The following is a 17,754-nucleotide window of genomic DNA, read 5'->3' on the forward strand; positions in this document are numbered from 1 at the left end:
CTAAAGTACATATAAAAACCTGGGGGTACGTGTTAAGATGTATTATCTTATTGCACTTGGAATTATCATTGTCGATCAACTAACAAAATGGTTGGTAGTAAGATATATGGAAATTGGAGAAAACATTCCGATCATACATAACTTTTTGTACTTGTCTTCCCACCGCAACAGAGGTGCTGCATGGGGGATACTTGAAGGCCAGATGTACTTTTTTTACATTATTACAGTTGGTGTTGTTATTGGACTTATCGTATACCTGCAAAAGCTTCCAAAAGATCAGCCATGGATGAAACTTGCATTAAGCCTGATGCTTGGTGGCGCGATAGGGAACTTTATCGATCGTTTATTGCACCAAGAAGTAATTGATTTTATCAACACATTCATCTTCACCTACGATTTCCCTATTTTTAATGTAGCCGATTCTGCATTAGTAATAGGCGTTGGGATTATATTAATCCTAACGATACTTGAGGGCAAGAAAGAGAAGGAGTTATCAAAAAAATGACAGAAACAATGACGATTCAGATTGATGAATCACAAAAAAATGACCGTATCGACAAGGTACTTTCCACTCAAAATGAAGAGTGGTCCCGTTCACAGGTCCAACAATGGATCAAAGAGGGGCAAATCCTTGTTAACGGAGAGAAAACAAAGCCAAATTATAAATGTAGTGTTGGTGATAATATAACGGTCACCATTCCGGAACCGGAGGCATTGGATGTCGTGCCGGAAGAAATGGATCTTGATATTTACTACGAAGATGCGGACGTTATTGTGGTTAATAAACCTCGCGGGATGGTTGTTCACCCTGCTGTTGGCCATGTAACAGGAACACTTGTGAATGGCCTTATGGCACATTGTAACGATCTTTCAGGTATCAATGGTGTATTAAGACCGGGAATTGTTCACCGTATTGACAAGGACACTTCAGGGTTATTAATGGTGGCAAAAAATGATTTTGCTCATGAAAAGCTTGTTAATCAACTAGTTGCCAAGACAGTTACAAGAAAGTACCAGGCAATCGTTCACGGTGTTATTGCGCATGATGTAGGCACGGTAGATGCGCCAATTGGACGTGATAAAAAAGAATCGCCAAGCCATGACAGTAACAAATGAAAACAGCAGGAACGCTGTGACTCACTTCCGCGTAATCGAACGGTTCAAAGACTTTTCGCACATTGAGTGCCAGCTTGAAACAGGACGAACGCATCAAATCCGCGTGCACATGAAATATATTGGTTATCCTTTAGCAGGTGACCCGAAATACGGTCCGAAGAAATCACTCGATATAGAGGGACAAGCTTTACATGCAGGTATCCTTGGATTTATTCATCCCCGTACGGAAGAGTACATGGAATTCGAGGCGCCTAATCCGCCAGAATTCGAGCGCGTTTTAAAACATTTAAAAAACCATTGACAGATTAATATTATTTTGAGATAATCATTCTAGTTGAATAAGACCTTTAAACGACAGTCCCGTGAGGCTGAGAAGGTAACGGCATATGCGAATGGAGCAGCTATATCTATAGCCATCCCTCTATTTTCGTGTACAAAAACCTCTCATCATACGGTGAGAGGTTTTTTGTTTCTCGTTACAAGTAAAGGCAAGAAAGGGTGAAAATAAATGTCGGAAAAAGCTTTGATTTTAGACGAGCAGGCAATAAGAAGAGCGTTAACACGCATTGCTCATGAAATTATCGAACGCAATAAAGGTGTGGAAGACTCCGTTCTTGTGGGAATTAAAACAAGAGGAATTCACTTGGCTAAAAGGTTGGCCGAGCGCATCAATCAGATAGAGGAAAAAGATATCGCAGTAGGCGAGTTGGATATCACCCTTTATAGAGATGATCTGACAACTAAAACTTCTGATAATGAACCACTTGTAAAGGGATCTGATATTCCGGTGGACATTAATAATAAAAAAGTCATCTTGGTAGATGATGTCCTGTTTACAGGAAGAACGGTCCGGGCGGGAATGGACGCTCTGATGGATTTTGGAAGACCTTCACAAATCCAGCTTGCAGTCCTAGTAGACAGAGGTCATAGAGAATTACCAATTAGAGCGGATTTTGTTGGGAAAAATATTCCCACAGCAAGTAATGAAAAGATAGTAGTGGAACTATCTGAAATTGATAATAACGATCAAGTAAGCATTCATGATAAATAAATAGACCCTTTTAATTGCAGTCCCGTGAGGCTGGCAAAGGGGTGAATTGGTTTTAGAATCCGCTGCTGGCGGATTTCCTGGAACCTCTCTACCTCTTTGTGCCATCACGCTGCACAAAGAGTTTTTTTATGGGAAAATACGGGAGGTTAACCTTATGAGAGAGAAACCAGTTTTAGACATACACGAAGTACCAAGTAAACCCAAGTGGTTGATTTTAAGCCTGCAGCATTTATTCGCCATGTTTGGCGCAACCATCCTCGTTCCGCTTTTAGTGGGCTTAAGTCCAGCAGTAGCATTAGTATCAAGCGGACTCGGGACACTCGCATACCTGCTCATTACCAAAGGGCAAATACCGGCATACCTTGGTTCATCCTTTGCCTTCATCGTACCAATCGTTTTAGCAACTGAAATTGGCGGGCCTGGTGCTGCCATGATCGGAAGTTTCATGGCAGGATTAGCATACGGAATTGTTGCATTGTTAATCAAACAACTTGGACATCAATGGATTATGAAACTTTTGCCACCTGTTGTAGTAGGACCGATTATCATCGTTATCGGTTTAGGTTTAGCTGGAGTGGCGGTAGATATGGCCATGTATGAAAACCCGGGAGCGCCGGAATCTGAGTTAATCTACAGCGTGAAGCACTTGCTGGTGGCGATGGCCACTTTAGCCATCACCATCGGAGCAATCATATTCTTAAAAGGAGTCTTCAGCCTGGTCCCTATCCTGATCGGAATAGTTTCCGGATACTTGATAGCCTATTTTACAGGCTTGGTTGACTTAACACCTGTTAAAGAAGCAAGCTGGATTCAAGTACCAGACTTTATTATCCCATTTGTCAGCTACACACCAAGCTTCAATGCATCGATCTTCTTCATCATGGTGCCGGTTGCCATTGTAACCTTATCAGAGCATATCGGTCATCAAATGGTATTAAGTAAAGTGGTAGGCAGACCTTTCATCCAAAAGCCGGGCCTTCACCGCTCCATTCTTGGAGACGGAGTAGCAACGATGCTTGCATCAGTACTAGGAGGACCTCCTAATACAACATACGGGGAAAACATCGGTGTTCTTGCGATAACAAGAGTGTTCAGTGTGTTTGTAATCGGAGGAGCGGCAGTGATTGCCATCACATTCGGATTCATCGGTAAAATCGCAGCATTGATCAGCACAGTACCAAGCGCAGTCATGGGGGGAGTAAGCATTCTACTCTTCGGAATTATCGCATCAAGCGGATTAAGAATGTTAATTGATAATAAAGTAGACTTTAATATAAAAAGAAACTTGATCATTGCGGCTGTCATTACAGTCATCGGAATCGGCGGGGCATTCATCAAGATTGATAACTTCCAAATTCCTGCAATGGCAATGGCAGCTATTATCGGAGTGGTGTTAAACCTTGTCTTGCCACAAGATGAACAAGAAAAAACAGAGCAAAGAAAATACGAAGAAAAACAAAATACAGTAGCTTAACCTTTTAATAGAAGTCCAGAGAGGCTGAGAAGGGTGCAAGGCGAACACTTAGTAAACAAGGAAGATTCGGCAGTACTAGTACTACCCACTTGTTTACCTAAGTATGAGCAAAACACCCTTCCGGCAACATGGATAGGGTGTTTTTTTATGAAATGGGAGGGATGGAAATGAGACACTTACGAACGATGAGTGATTTGGCAAACGAAGAGATTATGGCACTGATTGTAGAAGCAATAGAATTTCAACAAGGAAAACAATGGACACCAGAAAAACAGACATTCGTCGCCAACCTCTTCTACGAATCAAGTACCAGAACGAAATGCAGCTTTGAAGTGGCAGAAAGAAGGCTAGGTCTTCAAGTACTGCCATTTGAAGTGAGCACATCAAGCGTCAACAAAGGTGAAAGCTTGTACGATACAGCGAAAACATTAGAGTCCCTTGGCGTAAGTGCACTTGTCGTTCGCCATCCTGAAGAGGAATATTTCAATCAGTTACATACTATCGATGCAGCGATCATCAACGGAGGCGATGGTTGTGGCAATCATCCAACCCAGTCGTTATTGGATCTGATGACAATCTACCAAGAGTTTGAGCACTTCGAGGATTTGAAAATAACCATCATTGGCGATATCCGCCATAGCCGAGTGGCTCGATCCAACGCAGAAGTGCTGGAGCGACTGGGTGCAACTGTAAGATTTGTCGCACCTGATGAGTGGGTAGATAAAAGTCACGCGAAAGAGGCTTACATCAAAATGGATGACGCAATACAAACAAGTGATGTGGTGATGCTCTTAAGAATTCAGCATGAAAGGCATCACAGCGGTAAAGCAGGATTGGATGATTACCATGAGCAGTACGGTATGACAATCCAACGAGAAAAAGAAATGAAGCCGAATAGCATCATTATGCATCCGGCACCAATCAACCGCGGGGTGGAAATTGCTTCAGAGCTTGTGGAATGCGAGCGCTCAAGAATTTTCAAACAGATGGAAAATGGCTTATACATGAGAATGGCTGTACTGAAAAGAGCATTAACAAACAATGAAGGAGGAAAAGAGCATGACAACATTATTAAAGAATGGGAAATGGCTTAATTCTGAAGGTGAAATGGAAAAGGTGGATATCCTGATTGAGGGTAAATACATCAAAAGCATCGCCTCCAACATTGAAGATATAGGGATAAAGGAAGTAATCGATCTAGATGGAAATCTTATATCCGCAGGTTTTATTGATGTACATGTACACTTAAGGGAACCTGGCGGGGAAAAGAAAGAAACCATTGAAACAGGAACGTTGGCTGCTGCTAAGGGAGGCTTCACCACCATCTGCGCAATGCCTAATACAAGACCGACGCCTGATACGAAAGAACAGCTAGATTGGCTGAACAATAGAATCGCAGAAACAGCAAGTGTTCGTGTCCTTCCATATGCTTGCATCACGACAAGGCAGCTTGGTCAGGAGCTTACCAATTTTGCCGAGTTAAAAGAAGCGGGGGCATTCGCTTTTACCGACGATGGGGTTGGCGTGCAGGATGCCTCAAAGATGCTTGAAGCAATGAAACAAGCGGCTGCTCTAGATATGGCGATTGTTGCTCACTGTGAAGAAAATACACTGATAAACAAAGGAGCTGTCCATGAAGGGACGTTTTCCAAGGAACATGGGTTAAATGGGATTCCATCTGTATGTGAATCTGTTCATATCGCACGCGACATTTTGCTTGCGGAAGCTTCAGGATGTCACTATCATGTCTGCCATATCAGTACAAAAGAATCGGTCAGAGTGGTAAGGGACGCAAAGCGAGCTGGAATTAAAGTGACCGCCGAAGTCAGCCCGCATCACCTGCTATTGTGTGAAGAAGATATTCCGGGACTTGATCCGAACTTCAAAATGAATCCGCCATTAAGAGGAAAAGCGGACCAAGAAGCACTAATAGAGGGCTTGCTAGACGGAACCATTGATTTCATTGCGACAGATCATGCTCCACATACTGCTGAAGAAAAAGCAGAAGGCATGGAAAAGGCACCATTCGGAATTGTAGGACTAGAAACTGCCTTTCCGTTACTCTATACAAACTTTGTGGAAACTAAGGAATTCACACTAAAGCAACTGTTGGATTGGCTGACTGTTAAGCCGGCGGAAGTGTTCAAACTGCAAAGTGGAATAATAGAACAAGGAGCTACAGCAGACCTTACCATTATCGATTTAAATAGCTTCTCTACTGTGAATCCAGAGAGCTTCCTTTCTAAAGGAAAAAACACTCCTTTCACAGGTTGGGAATGCAAAGGATGGCCAGTAATGACATTAGTAGAAGGAAAACTAGTTTGGCAGAAAGGTAGTGTTCAAGTATGAATCGACAACTAATTTTAGAAGACGGCACTTTCTTTGTAGGAAAGGCGTTTGGCAGCTTAAAGGACTCTATTGGCGAAGTGGTTTTTAATACAGGAATGACAGGTTATCAAGAAATTTTATCTGATCCGTCTTACTGCGGGCAGCTTGTGACTCTGACTTACCCGCTGGTTGGGAATTACGGTGTGAACAGAGATGATTTTGAATCCATACACCCTGCCATCCACGGATTTATTGTAAAAGAAGTGAGTGATTATCCTTCCAACTTCCGTAATCAATGGACACTGGATGAGTTTTTCAAAGCGAAAGACATTCCAGGAATTGCAGGTATTGATACGAGGAAACTGACAAGAATCATTCGTCAACATGGAACACTAAAAGGTGCTCTATGCGGACTTGATGTAGATCGCGAAGAAGTGATTCAACAATTAAAAACGACAACGCTTGCCACCAACCAGGTACATCAAGTGTCCACGAAGACAGCCTATCCTAGTCCTGGGCGTGGCTACAGAGTAGTACTCGTTGACTTCGGCATGAAGCATGGTATTTTACGAGAGTTGAACAAACGTGGATGTGACGTAGTAGTGGTTCCATACAACATCACTGCAGAAGAAATCATGCAGCTTAGCCCGGACGGTGTGATGCTGTCCAATGGACCTGGAGATCCAAAAGACGTTCCTGAAGCCATCACGATGATTCAAGGCCTGCTTGGAAAAATACCAGTCTTCGGCATCTGCCTTGGACACCAGCTTTTTGCCCTTGCATGTGGAGCGGACACGGAGAAAATGAAATTCGGTCATAGAGGATCCAACCACCCGGTGAAAGATTTGAAAACAGGAAAAGTGGCACTAACTTCCCAAAACCATGGCTACACCGTGACAGAAGAGTCATTAGGGAATACAAGACTCGAAGTAACGCATATCGCATTAAACGACAGTACGGTAGAAGGTGTCAAACATAAAGATTATCCAGTATTCACGGTCCAATACCACCCGGAAGCAAGTCCAGGACCAGAAGATGCAAACTACTTATTTGATCAATTCATGGAACTCATCAAGGAAGCGAAAAAGGAGGAACTTGTATGCCAAAACGTCTAGACATCCAATCCATCTTAGTAATCGGGTCCGGTCCAATCGTGATCGGCCAGGCAGCAGAATTTGATTATGCAGGTACGCAAGCGTGTATTGCACTTCGAGAAGAAGGGTACCGCGTTATATTAGTAAACTCCAATCCTGCAACCATCATGACAGACCAAGAGATGGCGGACAAGGTATACATGGAGCCATTAACCGTAGAATTTGTGAGTAGAATCATTCGCAAGGAACGACCTGATGCCATCCTTCCAACTCTTGGTGGTCAAACAGGTTTGAACCTTGCTGTGGAGCTGGCGGAAGCAGGGGTTTTGGAAGAGTGTAACGTTCAGATCCTTGGTACAAAACTTTCTGCAATACAAAAAGCAGAGGACCGCGACCTGTTCCGTACCTTGATGAATGAGCTGGGAGAACCGGTACCGCAAAGTGAAATCATCACAAATCTTGAAGAAGCTTATGAGTTTATAAATGAAGTAGGATACCCGGTGATCGTAAGACCTGCTTATACGCTTGGCGGTACAGGCGGAGGAATTTGTTCGGATGAAGAAGAATTGATTGAAATTGTGACTAGTGGTCTGAAAAATAGTCCGGTAACACAATGTCTATTGGAAAAAAGCATCGCAGGATTCAAGGAAATTGAATACGAAGTGATGCGTGACAGTAATGACAATGCAATTGTGGTCTGCAACATGGAGAACATCGACCCGGTTGGTGTACATACCGGAGACTCTATCGTTGTGGCGCCAAGTCAGACGCTAAGTGACAGGGAATACCAGTTGTTACGAAATGTCTCCCTGAAAATCATCCGTGCCCTGGAAATTGAAGGCGGGTGTAACGTACAGCTTGCGCTTGATCCACACAGTTTCAACTACTACATTATTGAAGTAAACCCGAGGGTAAGCCGTTCATCTGCACTTGCTTCTAAGGCAACAGGTTATCCAATTGCGAAGCTTGCAGCGAAAATCGCAGTAGGTTTGACGCTGGATGAAATGATGAACCCTGTCACAGGAAAAACATATGCATGCTTTGAGCCGGCACTTGATTATATTGTAACAAAAATCCCTAGGTTCCCATTTGATAAGTTCGAATCCGCCAACCGCCGACTTGGAACTCAAATGAAAGCAACCGGAGAAGTAATGGCAATCGGAAGAACGTTTGAGGAGTCTCTTCTTAAAGCCGTTCGTTCATTGGAATCCAACATCTCCTACCTTGAGCTTGAAGGAAGCGAAGGGTTTTCAGATGAACTAGTGGAAAAAAGAATCAGAAAAGCTGGAGATGAAAGATTGTTTTATATCGCTGAAGCAATAAGAAGGGGCGTTACCATTCAAACTATCCATGACTGGTGCGAAATAGACCTGTTTTTCCTGCAAAAGTTGCATAAAATTTTGGCGATGGAAGAGTTCATCACTAGCAATAATGGTTGCCTCTCCACGTTGATTGAAGCGAAAGAAATGGGATTCAGCGACGAGACGATCGCTAAACTATGGTCTACAACCGAAAGAGATATCTATGAACTACGTCTTCAAGAAACAATAGCACCTGTATACAAAATGGTGGATACTTGCGCGGCTGAGTTTGAATCCAGCACCCCTTACTACTATGGGACGTATGAAGATGAGAATGAGTCAGAAGTTACCGAAAAAGAAAGCATCGTCGTACTGGGCTCTGGTCCAATCCGAATCGGCCAGGGAGTTGAGTTCGACTATGCAACAGTCCATTCAGTTTGGGCCATTAAGGAAGCGGGTTATGAAGCAATCATCATCAACAACAACCCAGAAACAGTATCAACAGACTTCAGTATTTCTGACAAGCTTTATTTTGAGCCGTTAACAATCGAGGATGTCATGAATATCATCAATCTCGAAAAGCCAAAAGGAGTCGTCGTGCAATTTGGCGGCCAAACGGCAATCAACCTTGCAGCGGAATTAGAAGCAAGAGGAGTAAAGATACTTGGTACTTCATTAGAAGATTTAGATCGTGCAGAAAACCGAGATAAATTCGAACAAACTTTAAACACCCTTGAAATACCACAACCAAAAGGGAAAACAGCTATCTCTATCCCAGAGGCAATTGAAATTGCCGAAGGAATCGGCTATCCAGTGCTTGTGCGTCCATCCTATGTCCTGGGCGGTCGTGCAATGGAAATCGTCTACAAGTCGGAAGAACTTTTACACTATATGAAAAACGCGGTAAAAATTAACCCTGAACATCCTGTCCTGATTGATAAATACATGACAGGTAAAGAGATTGAAGTTGATGCGATCTCAGATGGAAAAGATGTATTCATTCCAGGAATCATGGAACATATCGAACGCGCCGGTGTTCACTCAGGTGACTCCATTGCGGTTTATCCTCCGCAAACATTGAGTGCGGCTATCAAAGAACAAATCATCGACTACACAAGAAGATTGGCACAAGGCTTGAACATAATTGGACTACTAAACATTCAATTTGTCATCTACAAAGAGGAAGTCTATGTAATCGAAGTAAACCCAAGATCAAGCCGTACCGTTCCATTCTTAAGCAAAATAACCCATGTGCCGATGGCCAAAGTAGCAACCAAAATTATCTTGGGAGAAAGTCTTGCCGCTCAGGGCTACGGTTCCGGACTTCAACCAGAAACAAAAGGAGTTTTCGTGAAAGTACCGGTGTTCTCTTTTGCAAAACTGCGAAATGTCGACATCACGCTTGGACCGGAAATGAAATCTACTGGGGAAGTCATGGGGAAAGACATTACTCTTGAAAAAGCACTATATAAAGGTCTCGTTGCATCAGGAATATCCATTAAAACATACGGCTCTGTGTTGTTCACCATTGCCGACAAAGATAAAGAAGAAGCACTTCAACTGGCAAAAAGATTCCACCGTATCGGGTATAAACTTTTGGCAACAGCCGGAACTGCCGAGTTCTTCGGCGAGTCGGACATCCCGGTAACGGTTGTTAATAAAATTGGTGGAGAATCACCGAACCTAATTGATGTCATCAGAAAAGGGCAAGCACAATTTGTCATCAACACGCTGACAAAAGGAAAGCAGCCAGCACGAGACGGATTCAGAATCCGCCGAGAGTCAGTGGAAAACGGGATCCCTTGCTTGACTTCACTTGATACAGCAAAAGCAATCCTGAGAGTACTAGAATCGATGACTTTCTCTATCGAATCGATTGAAACGTTAGAAAGCACAGAAAAAGAGGCGGTGTACAGCTAATGAAAAAAGCTTGGATGACCATCATCTCTCAAACTACTATTGCGCGTAACATCTATGAAATGACCTTAGAAGGAGAACTCGTCGATCTGATGAGTTCCCCTGGTCAGTTCGTTCATATCCGTGTGACAGAAGGATTTGACACCCTTTTAAGGCGTCCGATCAGTATCTCTTGCATCGATAAAGAGAATAGACAATGTAAGATCACCTACAGAGCTGAGGGTAAAGGAACCATGCTTTTGGCTTTGAAACAGCCCGGGGAAAAGCTGGACGTATTAGGCCCGCTCGGGAACGGTTTTACTGTGGATGAATTACAACGCGGCGATCATGCATTAATTGTTGGGGGAGGAATCGGTGTCCCTCCACTGCTAGAGCTGACCAAACAATTAAACCGCAGAGGAGTAAGTACCACCCACGTACTTGGCTTTCAATCAAAAGAAGACGTTTTTTATAAAAATGAATTTGCATACTTTGGCGACACTTATGTGGCGACGGTTGATGGGACTTACGGAACAGAAGGCTTCGTGACAAATGTGCTGGAGGAGATTCAACCACCTTTCACGACACTTTTTGCATGCGGACCAACCCCGATGCTTGGCGCACTTGAAAACTTATATCCTAATAAAAACGTCTACCTCTCTCTTGAAGAGCGGATGGGCTGTGGCATCGGCGCTTGCTTTGCATGTGTCTGCCATCTTCAAAATGATCCAGAAGGGTATTCTTACAAAAAAGTTTGTACAGATGGTCCGGTATTCCGAGCAGGGGAGGTTGTACTATGAGTTGTTTATCTATTAAATTACCAGGACTAGACTTGAAAAATCCAATTATGCCTGCATCCGGATGCTTTGGCTTTGGCAGAGAGTATGCCAAGCTCTATGACTTGAATGTACTTGGAGCAATCATGATTAAAGCTACTACTGCAGAGCCTAGATTTGGTAATCCGACCCCAAGAGTGGCCGAAACGAACGCGGGGATGCTGAATGCAATCGGCCTGCAAAACCCCGGATTAGAAAAAGTTCTTTCTGAAGAGCTACCATTCTTAGCAAACTACAATGTTCCCATCATTGCTAATGTTGCTGGTTCCTTAATTGAAGACTACGTCAAGGTGGCAAAAGAAATTTCCGCGGCCCCAAATGTCCATGCTCTGGAATTAAACATTTCCTGTCCCAACGTAAAAACAGGGGGAATCGCGTTTGGAACGGACCCTGCAGTAGCCTTTGAAGTAACGAAGGCAGTAAAGGAAGTTGCAGAAGTACCGGTTTACGTAAAATTGTCCCCAAACGTTGCAAACATTTCAGAGATTGCTGTGGCTATTGAGCAGGCTGGAGCAGATGGCTTGACGATGATCAACACATTGCTCGGAATGAGAATCGATTTGAAAACAGGACGTCCTGTATTGGCAAACAGTACAGGTGGATTATCCGGTCCTGCAATCAAGCCGGTAGCAATACGTATGATTCATGAAGTCAGCCAAAAGGTTTCCATCCCGATCATTGGTATGGGAGGGGTACAATCTGCTGAAGATGTTTTAGAGTACCTCTTTGCAGGCGCAAGTGCCGTTGCAGTCGGAACCGCAAATTTTGTGGATCCATTTATATGTCCTACCATCATCGAAGAACTTCCTTATAAAATGCACGAATTAGGATTTGAGCATATTTCAGAGTGTATCGGAAGGAGCTGGAAGCAACATGCAAAAATCGCTTATAGTCGCACTTGATTTTCCTGGTAGAGAGGAAGTATCAGGGTTTCTTGCACAATTCGATGAGGAGAAATTATATGTAAAAGTAGGAATGGAACTGTTTTACCAAGAAGGTCCTGGGATTGTTGAATATCTAGTTGCAGAAGGTCACGATGTATTTCTTGATTTGAAGCTTCACGATATTCCCCATACCGTTTATCAAGCAATGAAAGGTCTTGGTAAGCTAGGAGTGACGATGACCAATCTCCATGCTGCTGGTGGCAATGAAATGATGAAGGCCGGGTTGGAAGGTTTGATGGAGGGGGCGGGTGAACGACGCCCAAACTTGATCGCTGTCACTCAGCTTACTAGTATGACGGAAAAACGCATGCAAAAGGACCTTAAAATTAGTGCTTCGCTTGATGAAGTAGTTATGCACTATGCGCGGAATGCGTTTGAGAGCGGCTTGGATGGTGTGGTGTGTTCCTCACTAGAGGCAACTATGCTGCGTGATGCCTTGGGAGCGGAATTCAAAAAAGTGACGCCAGGGATTCGATTAAAAGAAGACAGTGTGGATGACCAGAAGCGAGTGGTTACTCCATTAGAGGCACGCCAGTTTGGTGCAACAGAAATCGTGGTAGGGCGCAGTATCACCCGTGCTACCGATCCACGCAAGGCTTATGAAGCAATCTTACAACAATGGCAGGGAGTGGAAATAGGATGAACGAGCTTATGAACAGAACAGTGGCAGAAGACTTATTGGAAATTAAAGCGGTATTTTTCCAACCAAATGACCCTTTTACATGGTCTTCAGGAATTAAATCACCGATTTATTGTGACAACCGTTTGACCATTTCTTATCCACGAGTGAGGAAAAACATTTCTGAATCTTTGTCACGTTTAATTGTTTCAAAGTTTCCAGATGTGCAGGTGGTAGCAGGCACAGCCACAGCAGGGATTCCACATGCTGCATTGGTGAGCAATGAACTGAACCTGCCGATGTGCTATGTTCGAAGCAAGGCGAAAGCACATGGAAAAGGAAATCAGATTGAAGGAAGAGTAGAAGCCGGGCAGAAGGTAGTTGTCGTGGAAGATTTAATTTCCACAGGCGGGAGTGCCATCGCGGCAGTTGACGCACTAAGAGAAGCCGGATGCGAAGTGCTTGGTGTGGTCGCCATTTTTACATACGGTCTGGAAGTAGCCGATGATAATTTATCCAATTACGAGATTGAAGCCCATGCATTGTGTGATTATCAGACTTTGATGGATGTTGCAATCGAAAAGGAATACATTGGAGAAGGTGACCGCAAGAAGCTTTCAAAGTGGGTGGAGAACCCGACAAGCGAGACTTGGATGGAGTTTTAAGGATTGTTTTTGAGGCTCCCTCAGACGGATATGGTCTGGGGGATTTTTTGTGTTGGGGTTAGATTAATGGAATAGAAGATTACTTATTTTTAAAAATTAGGTAGCTGAAGTTGCAAAAATGTAGGATATGAGAGTTTAGAGGTAGTAGGAAGGATGGGAAATGTACAAGTGGATCCGGGAAATGTAGAAGTTCACACCAAAAGTGGTAGAAGGTTGCGATTTAATTGTAGAAGGTGGATTTTTAGGAAGGGAGGTTGCTGTTGGTAACTTGGGAACCCCCTGATGTCCCAATCGTGAGGTCCCATTCCATTGCCAGAAGCTTGTCGGAGTCACCAAAAAACTAGAAGGTTACGTACTTTTGAAATTAGGTAGCTGAAAAGCAAAAGTGTAGAATATGAGAGTTTAGATGTCGAAGTGCGATTGGGAAATGTACAAGTGGTTCCGGGAAATGTAGAAAGTCACCCCAAAAGTGGTAGAAAGTTGCGATTTAACTGTAGAACCTCCACGAAAACCCCCACTTAGAAGCCCAGCCGTTTAGTAAACCCAATAATTAAAATATAAAATTCCCAAAAATCTCCAAATAAAGCAGGAAACCCACCAATAAATGTCGAAAAATGTAACTAAACCAAAAAAGAAAGGTGTGAAGTATTGAATAAACAAACATACCGTCGTTCCATCATGCAGTGTAAGCTTGATGCCTTACATAGAAGGCTGTCACCTCAACATGAAAAACCCCCCCAGATTGAGAGTGAATTAGGCAAAAGACGTTCTGGAGATTTTGGTGAAAACTCCATAGATTATTATTTGTCACAATTAAGTGGAATTCAAGATTGTATAGTAGTAAAAGGGGCAAGGCTACTCCTTAATAAACATCATTTCCAAATGGATACTCTTCTACTGTTTCCTTCATTTTTTATCATCTTAGAAACCAAACACTTAACTGGAACACTTCTTTTTGATCCTGATTACCAACAACTCATTCAAATTAAGAAGGAAGATATTAACCGTGAAATCTCTAGGCAAGACCCAATCCTCCAAGTGAAAATGCAATATAATCAATTTAAGCGGTGGTTAGAAAACCAAGGGATAGAAGGGTACCCAGGGTATTGTTTTGTAGGTGTGACAAATCCAAACGCTATAGTTAAAGCCCTATCTAACCCTGCTTTAGTGCAGGAATTCGTGGTAAGAAGCCCTGCCCTGACATTTAAAATCAACGACATTCAAGAAAACCAGCAGCACCCAAGCTCCACCCTTCATCCTCCAAGAGAGATATCCTCACTGATTACCAAACACCATGCTCCAAGAAACATAAATATCCTCAAAGAGTTCAATATAAATCCTACAGAGATAATGACAGGTGTTGCTTGTCCTGACTGCAACAAACTGGCTATGGAGAAGCACCTAAGAAAATGGAGCTGCCTTTATTGCAACCACCAATCAAAGAAAGCACACATTCAAACCCTGATTGATTATTCTTTTTTGTTTGGCACATCGATCTCCATTCGAGAGGTGTGCAGACTTTTACACATAAATAATGTACGCAGTGCAAGAAGAATGATAAAAGAGTTATCACTCAAGCAAATCGGAACTACTAACAATGCCAGATACTGCTTGAAAAGCCTCCAAGAACAACAAAACGCACCCAGTTCAGAGGGTGCGTTTGTTCACTTCATCATATTAGATTAGCTTTTCAATTTCGCTGTCTTTTTTAAGATCTTCTACAAGAGTTTGTAGTTTCTTTTGTGTTTCTTCTTGTTCAAGTTGACCGCGAATTTGGTCTTCCACTTCCGCAAGTTCTGGGAATTCGTTTGCAGGCGCTTCTTCTCCTTCAGGAGCTTCCGCTTGTTGAGCTTCATTTTGCTCTTTTGCTTGGTTATAGTATTCTTTAATCTGCTCGTCCGTTACTTTTGTTTCAGGAAATTCTTTTTCCATATATTTTTGAAGAGCTAATTCTTCAGAGATTTGAGCCTTCAAAGTTTCCATAGTCAGTGGGCTTTCTTCTAGAGCCTCTTCGAATTTTTCTTCGCTTTCGTAATTAGCTTTGATGTCCTTGATGTAATCTTCAATTTCTTTTTCGCTTGTTTTATATCCTTTGCTTTCAACTTCTTGAGAAAGGACTTTTTGATCGATTAATGCGTTCAATGTTTGGTCTTTCATCGCTTTAGCGTCTCCGCCTTGACCGAACTGCATCATCATCATTTGAGTTTGTTGAAGCATTTCATTATATTCCTGGCCTTTGATTTCCTGACCGTTAACTTTGGCCACAACTTTTTCAGGATCCACTTCTTCGACTTCAGGGGTTTGTTGTTCTTGTCCTTCTTGCGCTTCTTTGTTTTCATTTCCTTCTTTAGAAGCATTGTTCCCATCAGAACCGCATGCAGCTAATAGAACAGCTGTTAACATTGCTACTAGAAAAATCGTCAATTTCTTTTTCATGTTGTTACCCTCCATTTGAAAAACATTTGAAACTATTTTTCCATTTAAACATGGTTTTTATGAGGAAGCAAATAATTACCCTTCTTTTTGTTAAAATAAACCTGAATTGTGATTATATTTAAACTAATTTAAGAGAAAAGCACCCGCATTCTAAGCCGGTGCTCTTCCTTATTTCCTCAATCCAATAATTATTTCCTCATCCGGTGTCACATAAACAGTCTGTTGTTGTTCGTAGATGACAAAACCCGGTTTGGAGCCGGACGGTTTTTTTACATGCCTTACTTTTGTAAAATCAACCGGTACAGAACCGGAATGGCGCGCTTTACTGAAATAGGCAGCGATGGTCGCTGCTTCTTTGATGGTCTCTTCAGAAGGCTCATCACTTCTAATGACAACATGAGACCCAGGGATGTCCTTTGTATGCAGCCATACGTCATCCCTGCGTGCAACACGGTTGGTCAGGTGATCATTCTGTTTGTTGTTTTTCCCGACTAGAATCTCTGTGCCGTCACTTGCCTGGTAGGTTTCAAGTACAGGTTTTTGAGGTTTAAGTTTCTTGCGCTTTTGCTTCATGCGCAAATAGCCTTCTTCCATCAGTTCTTCCCGGATTTCCTGGATATCCTTTGGAGAAGCGGTTTCTACTTGTTGGTTCAGCATTTCAAAATATTGAATTTCCGACTTGGCTTTTTCAATTTGTTCTTGCACGATTGCTAGTGAGTTTTTCGCTTTTTGATATTTGTTAAAGTAGCGTTGTGCATTACTTGAAGGGGAACGCTGCGGATCCAGGGTAATGGAGATGGTTCCGGCATTCTCATCATAATAATTCACCACAGTTACTTCAGTATCTCCCCGTGATATTTGATAGAGGTTCGCTGTCAGAAGTTCACCGTAAAGTTGAAATTTTTCAGCGTCCCGGGCATCGTCTAACGTCTTCTCTAGTTTCACAATTTTCTTTTCATTTTTTTGAATTTCATTTGTGATAAATCTCTCCAAGTCATATGCTTGCTGTTTGACTCTGTCTCTTGAGGCTTTCCCGAAGTAGAAGCGATCAAGGGTTTCGCTGAGTGTGGAGAAAGATTTGCTTTCCCCTTTTATGTGTTCCAAATCAAGTAAGTAAAATACCTCTTTGTTTCCATCTGTTATGATTTGAGGGGAGAGGTCCAAAGCTGTTATTTTTTCCACTAAAGTCATAAAGCTCTTCGGTAAAGTGTCCCTATTGGCAAGGCCAGCTCTGAAAACAGCTTCTTTAGCAAACAAAGGAGAAATTCCGGCAAAAGTGTTTACTAACTGTTTATCAAGTCTTCCTCCGATATAATCAAGTTTTCTTTGTACGGTTTCTTCGGTAGCTTCAAGTGGATTAAGTTTATCCTGAACGGGCGGTAGTACATAGGTCTGGCCAGGTGTCAGGCTGCGATGTCTGTTTTGTGCCATTGGGACATGTTTGATGCTGTCTAAAATCATCTGTTTTTCTTTACCTACAAAAATGATGTTCGAGTGGCGTCCCATAATTTCTACAATAAGCTGCTTATAGGAAACATCCCCAATTTCATTTCGTGCTTTCACATCAAAAACGATGATTCGGTCCATTTCAATTTGGTGGATCTGGGTGATGATACTGCCCTCTAAATGCTTTCTAAGCAGCATGCAAAACATCGGTGGTTCTGAAGGATTATCATAGGATTCCTCTGTCAAATGCATTCTTGCATAGCTTGGGTGCGCACTAATTAGCAGCTTATGATTGGTTCTTCCAGAGCGAATGGTTAATATAAGCTCATTTTTATAGGGCTGATAGATTTTCGTAATTCTCCCGCTTTCTAGCTTTTCCTTCAACTCTGCGGTCATTGCATATGTAAAAATACCGTCAAAACTCATATATGTAAACTTCCCTTCTTATTACAAAACTAATAAATTTCTCTTTTATCATTATATCTTAACAATCTCGATAACACCCAAAAAGTATATCATTTTTTTGGACGAGTCCGAATAGACTTTCT

14 protein-coding genes and 1 pseudogene are annotated in these 17,754 nt (G+C 42.5%); 13 read left to right on the forward strand and 2 right to left on the reverse strand.

Annotated features, from left to right (window positions below; all coding sequences use genetic code 11):
- The first annotated feature begins 37 nt into the window (after window positions 1-37).
- The 13 genes and pseudogenes from lspA (at window position 38) to M313_RS0105165 (ending at window position 15,010) form a co-directional block, all read left to right on the forward strand.
- Entirely contained in the window at window positions 38-505 is a 468-nt protein-coding gene (gene lspA, locus M313_RS0105100; RefSeq protein WP_010193082.1) for a signal peptidase II, read from the forward strand.
- Window positions 502-1,417 (forward strand): annotated as a pseudogene (locus M313_RS22750) (RluA family pseudouridine synthase). The gene lspA and the pseudogene M313_RS22750 overlap by 4 nt, the downstream one beginning before the upstream one ends.
- Window positions 1,418-1,624: 207 nt before the next feature.
- Window positions 1,625-2,167 carry a bifunctional pyr operon transcriptional regulator/uracil phosphoribosyltransferase PyrR gene (gene pyrR, locus M313_RS0105110; RefSeq protein ID WP_010193085.1) on the forward strand — a complete coding sequence of 181 codons (543 nt, stop codon included), beginning with the start codon at window positions 1,625-1,627 and terminating at the stop codon, window positions 2,165-2,167.
- A 154-nt stretch (window positions 2,168-2,321) separates the two neighbouring features.
- Window positions 2,322-3,641: a solute carrier family 23 protein gene (locus tag M313_RS0105115; protein ID WP_010193086.1), complete on the forward strand. Its 1,320-nt coding sequence runs from the start codon at window positions 2,322-2,324 to the stop codon at window positions 3,639-3,641.
- A 167-nt stretch (window positions 3,642-3,808) separates the two neighbouring features.
- A complete protein-coding gene (locus tag M313_RS0105125; RefSeq protein ID WP_010193088.1) occupies window positions 3,809-4,735 on the forward strand; it encodes an aspartate carbamoyltransferase catalytic subunit in 927 nt (308 codons plus the stop codon).
- Window positions 4,701-5,990: a dihydroorotase gene (gene pyrC, locus M313_RS0105130; RefSeq protein ID WP_010193089.1), complete on the forward strand. Its 1,290-nt coding sequence runs from the start codon at window positions 4,701-4,703 to the stop codon at window positions 5,988-5,990. Before M313_RS0105125 ends, pyrC begins: the two co-directional genes overlap by 35 nt.
- Window positions 5,987-7,084 (forward strand): carbamoyl phosphate synthase small subunit, encoded by a 1,098-nt coding sequence (locus M313_RS0105135; RefSeq protein ID WP_010193091.1) that lies wholly within the window; start codon window positions 5,987-5,989, stop codon window positions 7,082-7,084. The genes pyrC and M313_RS0105135 overlap by 4 nt, the downstream gene beginning before the upstream one ends.
- Window positions 7,069-10,284 (forward strand): carbamoyl-phosphate synthase large subunit, encoded by a 3,216-nt coding sequence (gene carB / locus M313_RS0105140; protein ID WP_010193093.1) that lies wholly within the window; start codon window positions 7,069-7,071, stop codon window positions 10,282-10,284. Before M313_RS0105135 ends, carB begins: the two co-directional genes overlap by 16 nt.
- Window positions 10,284-11,060 (forward strand): dihydroorotate dehydrogenase electron transfer subunit, encoded by a 777-nt coding sequence (locus M313_RS0105145; RefSeq protein ID WP_010193094.1) that lies wholly within the window; start codon window positions 10,284-10,286, stop codon window positions 11,058-11,060. The genes carB and M313_RS0105145 overlap by 1 nt, the downstream gene beginning before the upstream one ends.
- Window positions 11,057-11,998: a dihydroorotate dehydrogenase gene (locus M313_RS0105150; RefSeq protein ID WP_010193095.1), complete on the forward strand. Its 942-nt coding sequence runs from the start codon at window positions 11,057-11,059 to the stop codon at window positions 11,996-11,998. Before M313_RS0105145 ends, M313_RS0105150 begins: the two co-directional genes overlap by 4 nt.
- Window positions 11,970-12,683, forward strand: coding sequence for an orotidine-5'-phosphate decarboxylase (pyrF, locus tag M313_RS0105155; protein ID WP_029326349.1), 714 nt, complete (start codon window positions 11,970-11,972; stop codon window positions 12,681-12,683). The genes M313_RS0105150 and pyrF overlap by 29 nt, the downstream gene beginning before the upstream one ends.
- Before the next feature lie 8 nt (window positions 12,684-12,691).
- On the forward strand, window positions 12,692-13,324 hold the full coding sequence (gene pyrE, locus M313_RS0105160; protein WP_010193097.1) for an orotate phosphoribosyltransferase: 633 nt from the start codon (window positions 12,692-12,694) through the stop codon (window positions 13,322-13,324).
- Window positions 13,325-13,972: 648 nt separating this feature from the next.
- Entirely contained in the window at window positions 13,973-15,010 is a 1,038-nt protein-coding gene (locus tag M313_RS0105165) for a nuclease-related domain-containing protein (RefSeq protein ID WP_010193098.1), read from the forward strand.
- On the opposite strand, the gene M313_RS0105170 is transcribed toward M313_RS0105165, so the two are convergent.
- Window positions 15,002-15,760 (reverse strand): SurA N-terminal domain-containing protein, encoded by a 759-nt coding sequence (locus M313_RS0105170; protein WP_010193099.1) that lies wholly within the window; start codon window positions 15,758-15,760, stop codon window positions 15,002-15,004. The genes M313_RS0105165 and M313_RS0105170 overlap by 9 nt on opposite strands.
- 168 nt (window positions 15,761-15,928) lie before the next feature.
- Window positions 15,929-17,632 (reverse strand): Rqc2 family fibronectin-binding protein, encoded by a 1,704-nt coding sequence (locus tag M313_RS0105175; protein WP_010193100.1) that lies wholly within the window; start codon window positions 17,630-17,632, stop codon window positions 15,929-15,931.
- Between the last annotated feature and the right edge of the window lie 122 nt (window positions 17,633-17,754).

Origin of the sequence: Bacillus sp. m3-13 (assembly GCF_000175075.1) — a bacterium.
In the GTDB taxonomy this organism is placed as follows: Bacteria; Bacillota; Bacilli; order Bacillales; family Bacillaceae_I; genus Sutcliffiella_A; species Sutcliffiella_A horikoshii_C.

Bases quoted from the DNA above. Each gene is read 5' to 3' on its own strand.
- lspA (WP_010193082.1), top strand. From the start codon at position 38: ATGTATTATCTTATTGCACTTGGAATTATCATTGTCGATCAACTAACA.
- pyrR (WP_010193085.1), top strand. From the start codon at position 1,625: ATGTCGGAAAAAGCTTTGATTTTAGACGAGCAGGCAATAAGAAGAGCG.
- M313_RS0105115 (WP_010193086.1), top strand. From the start codon at position 2,322: ATGAGAGAGAAACCAGTTTTAGACATACACGAAGTACCAAGTAAACCC.
- M313_RS0105125 (WP_010193088.1), top strand. From the start codon at position 3,809: ATGAGACACTTACGAACGATGAGTGATTTGGCAAACGAAGAGATTATG.
- pyrC (WP_010193089.1), top strand. From the start codon at position 4,701: ATGACAACATTATTAAAGAATGGGAAATGGCTTAATTCTGAAGGTGAA.
- M313_RS0105135 (WP_010193091.1), top strand. From the start codon at position 5,987: ATGAATCGACAACTAATTTTAGAAGACGGCACTTTCTTTGTAGGAAAG.
- carB (WP_010193093.1), top strand. From the start codon at position 7,069: ATGCCAAAACGTCTAGACATCCAATCCATCTTAGTAATCGGGTCCGGT.
- M313_RS0105145 (WP_010193094.1), top strand. From the start codon at position 10,284: ATGAAAAAAGCTTGGATGACCATCATCTCTCAAACTACTATTGCGCGT.
- M313_RS0105150 (WP_010193095.1), top strand. From the start codon at position 11,057: ATGAGTTGTTTATCTATTAAATTACCAGGACTAGACTTGAAAAATCCA.
- pyrF (WP_029326349.1), top strand. From the start codon at position 11,970: ATGCAAAAATCGCTTATAGTCGCACTTGATTTTCCTGGTAGAGAGGAA.
- pyrE (WP_010193097.1), top strand. From the start codon at position 12,692: ATGAACAGAACAGTGGCAGAAGACTTATTGGAAATTAAAGCGGTATTT.
- M313_RS0105170 (WP_010193099.1), bottom strand. From the start codon at position 15,760: ATGAAAAAGAAATTGACGATTTTTCTAGTAGCAATGTTAACAGCTGTT.
- M313_RS0105175 (WP_010193100.1), bottom strand. From the start codon at position 17,632: ATGAGTTTTGACGGTATTTTTACATATGCAATGACCGCAGAGTTGAAG.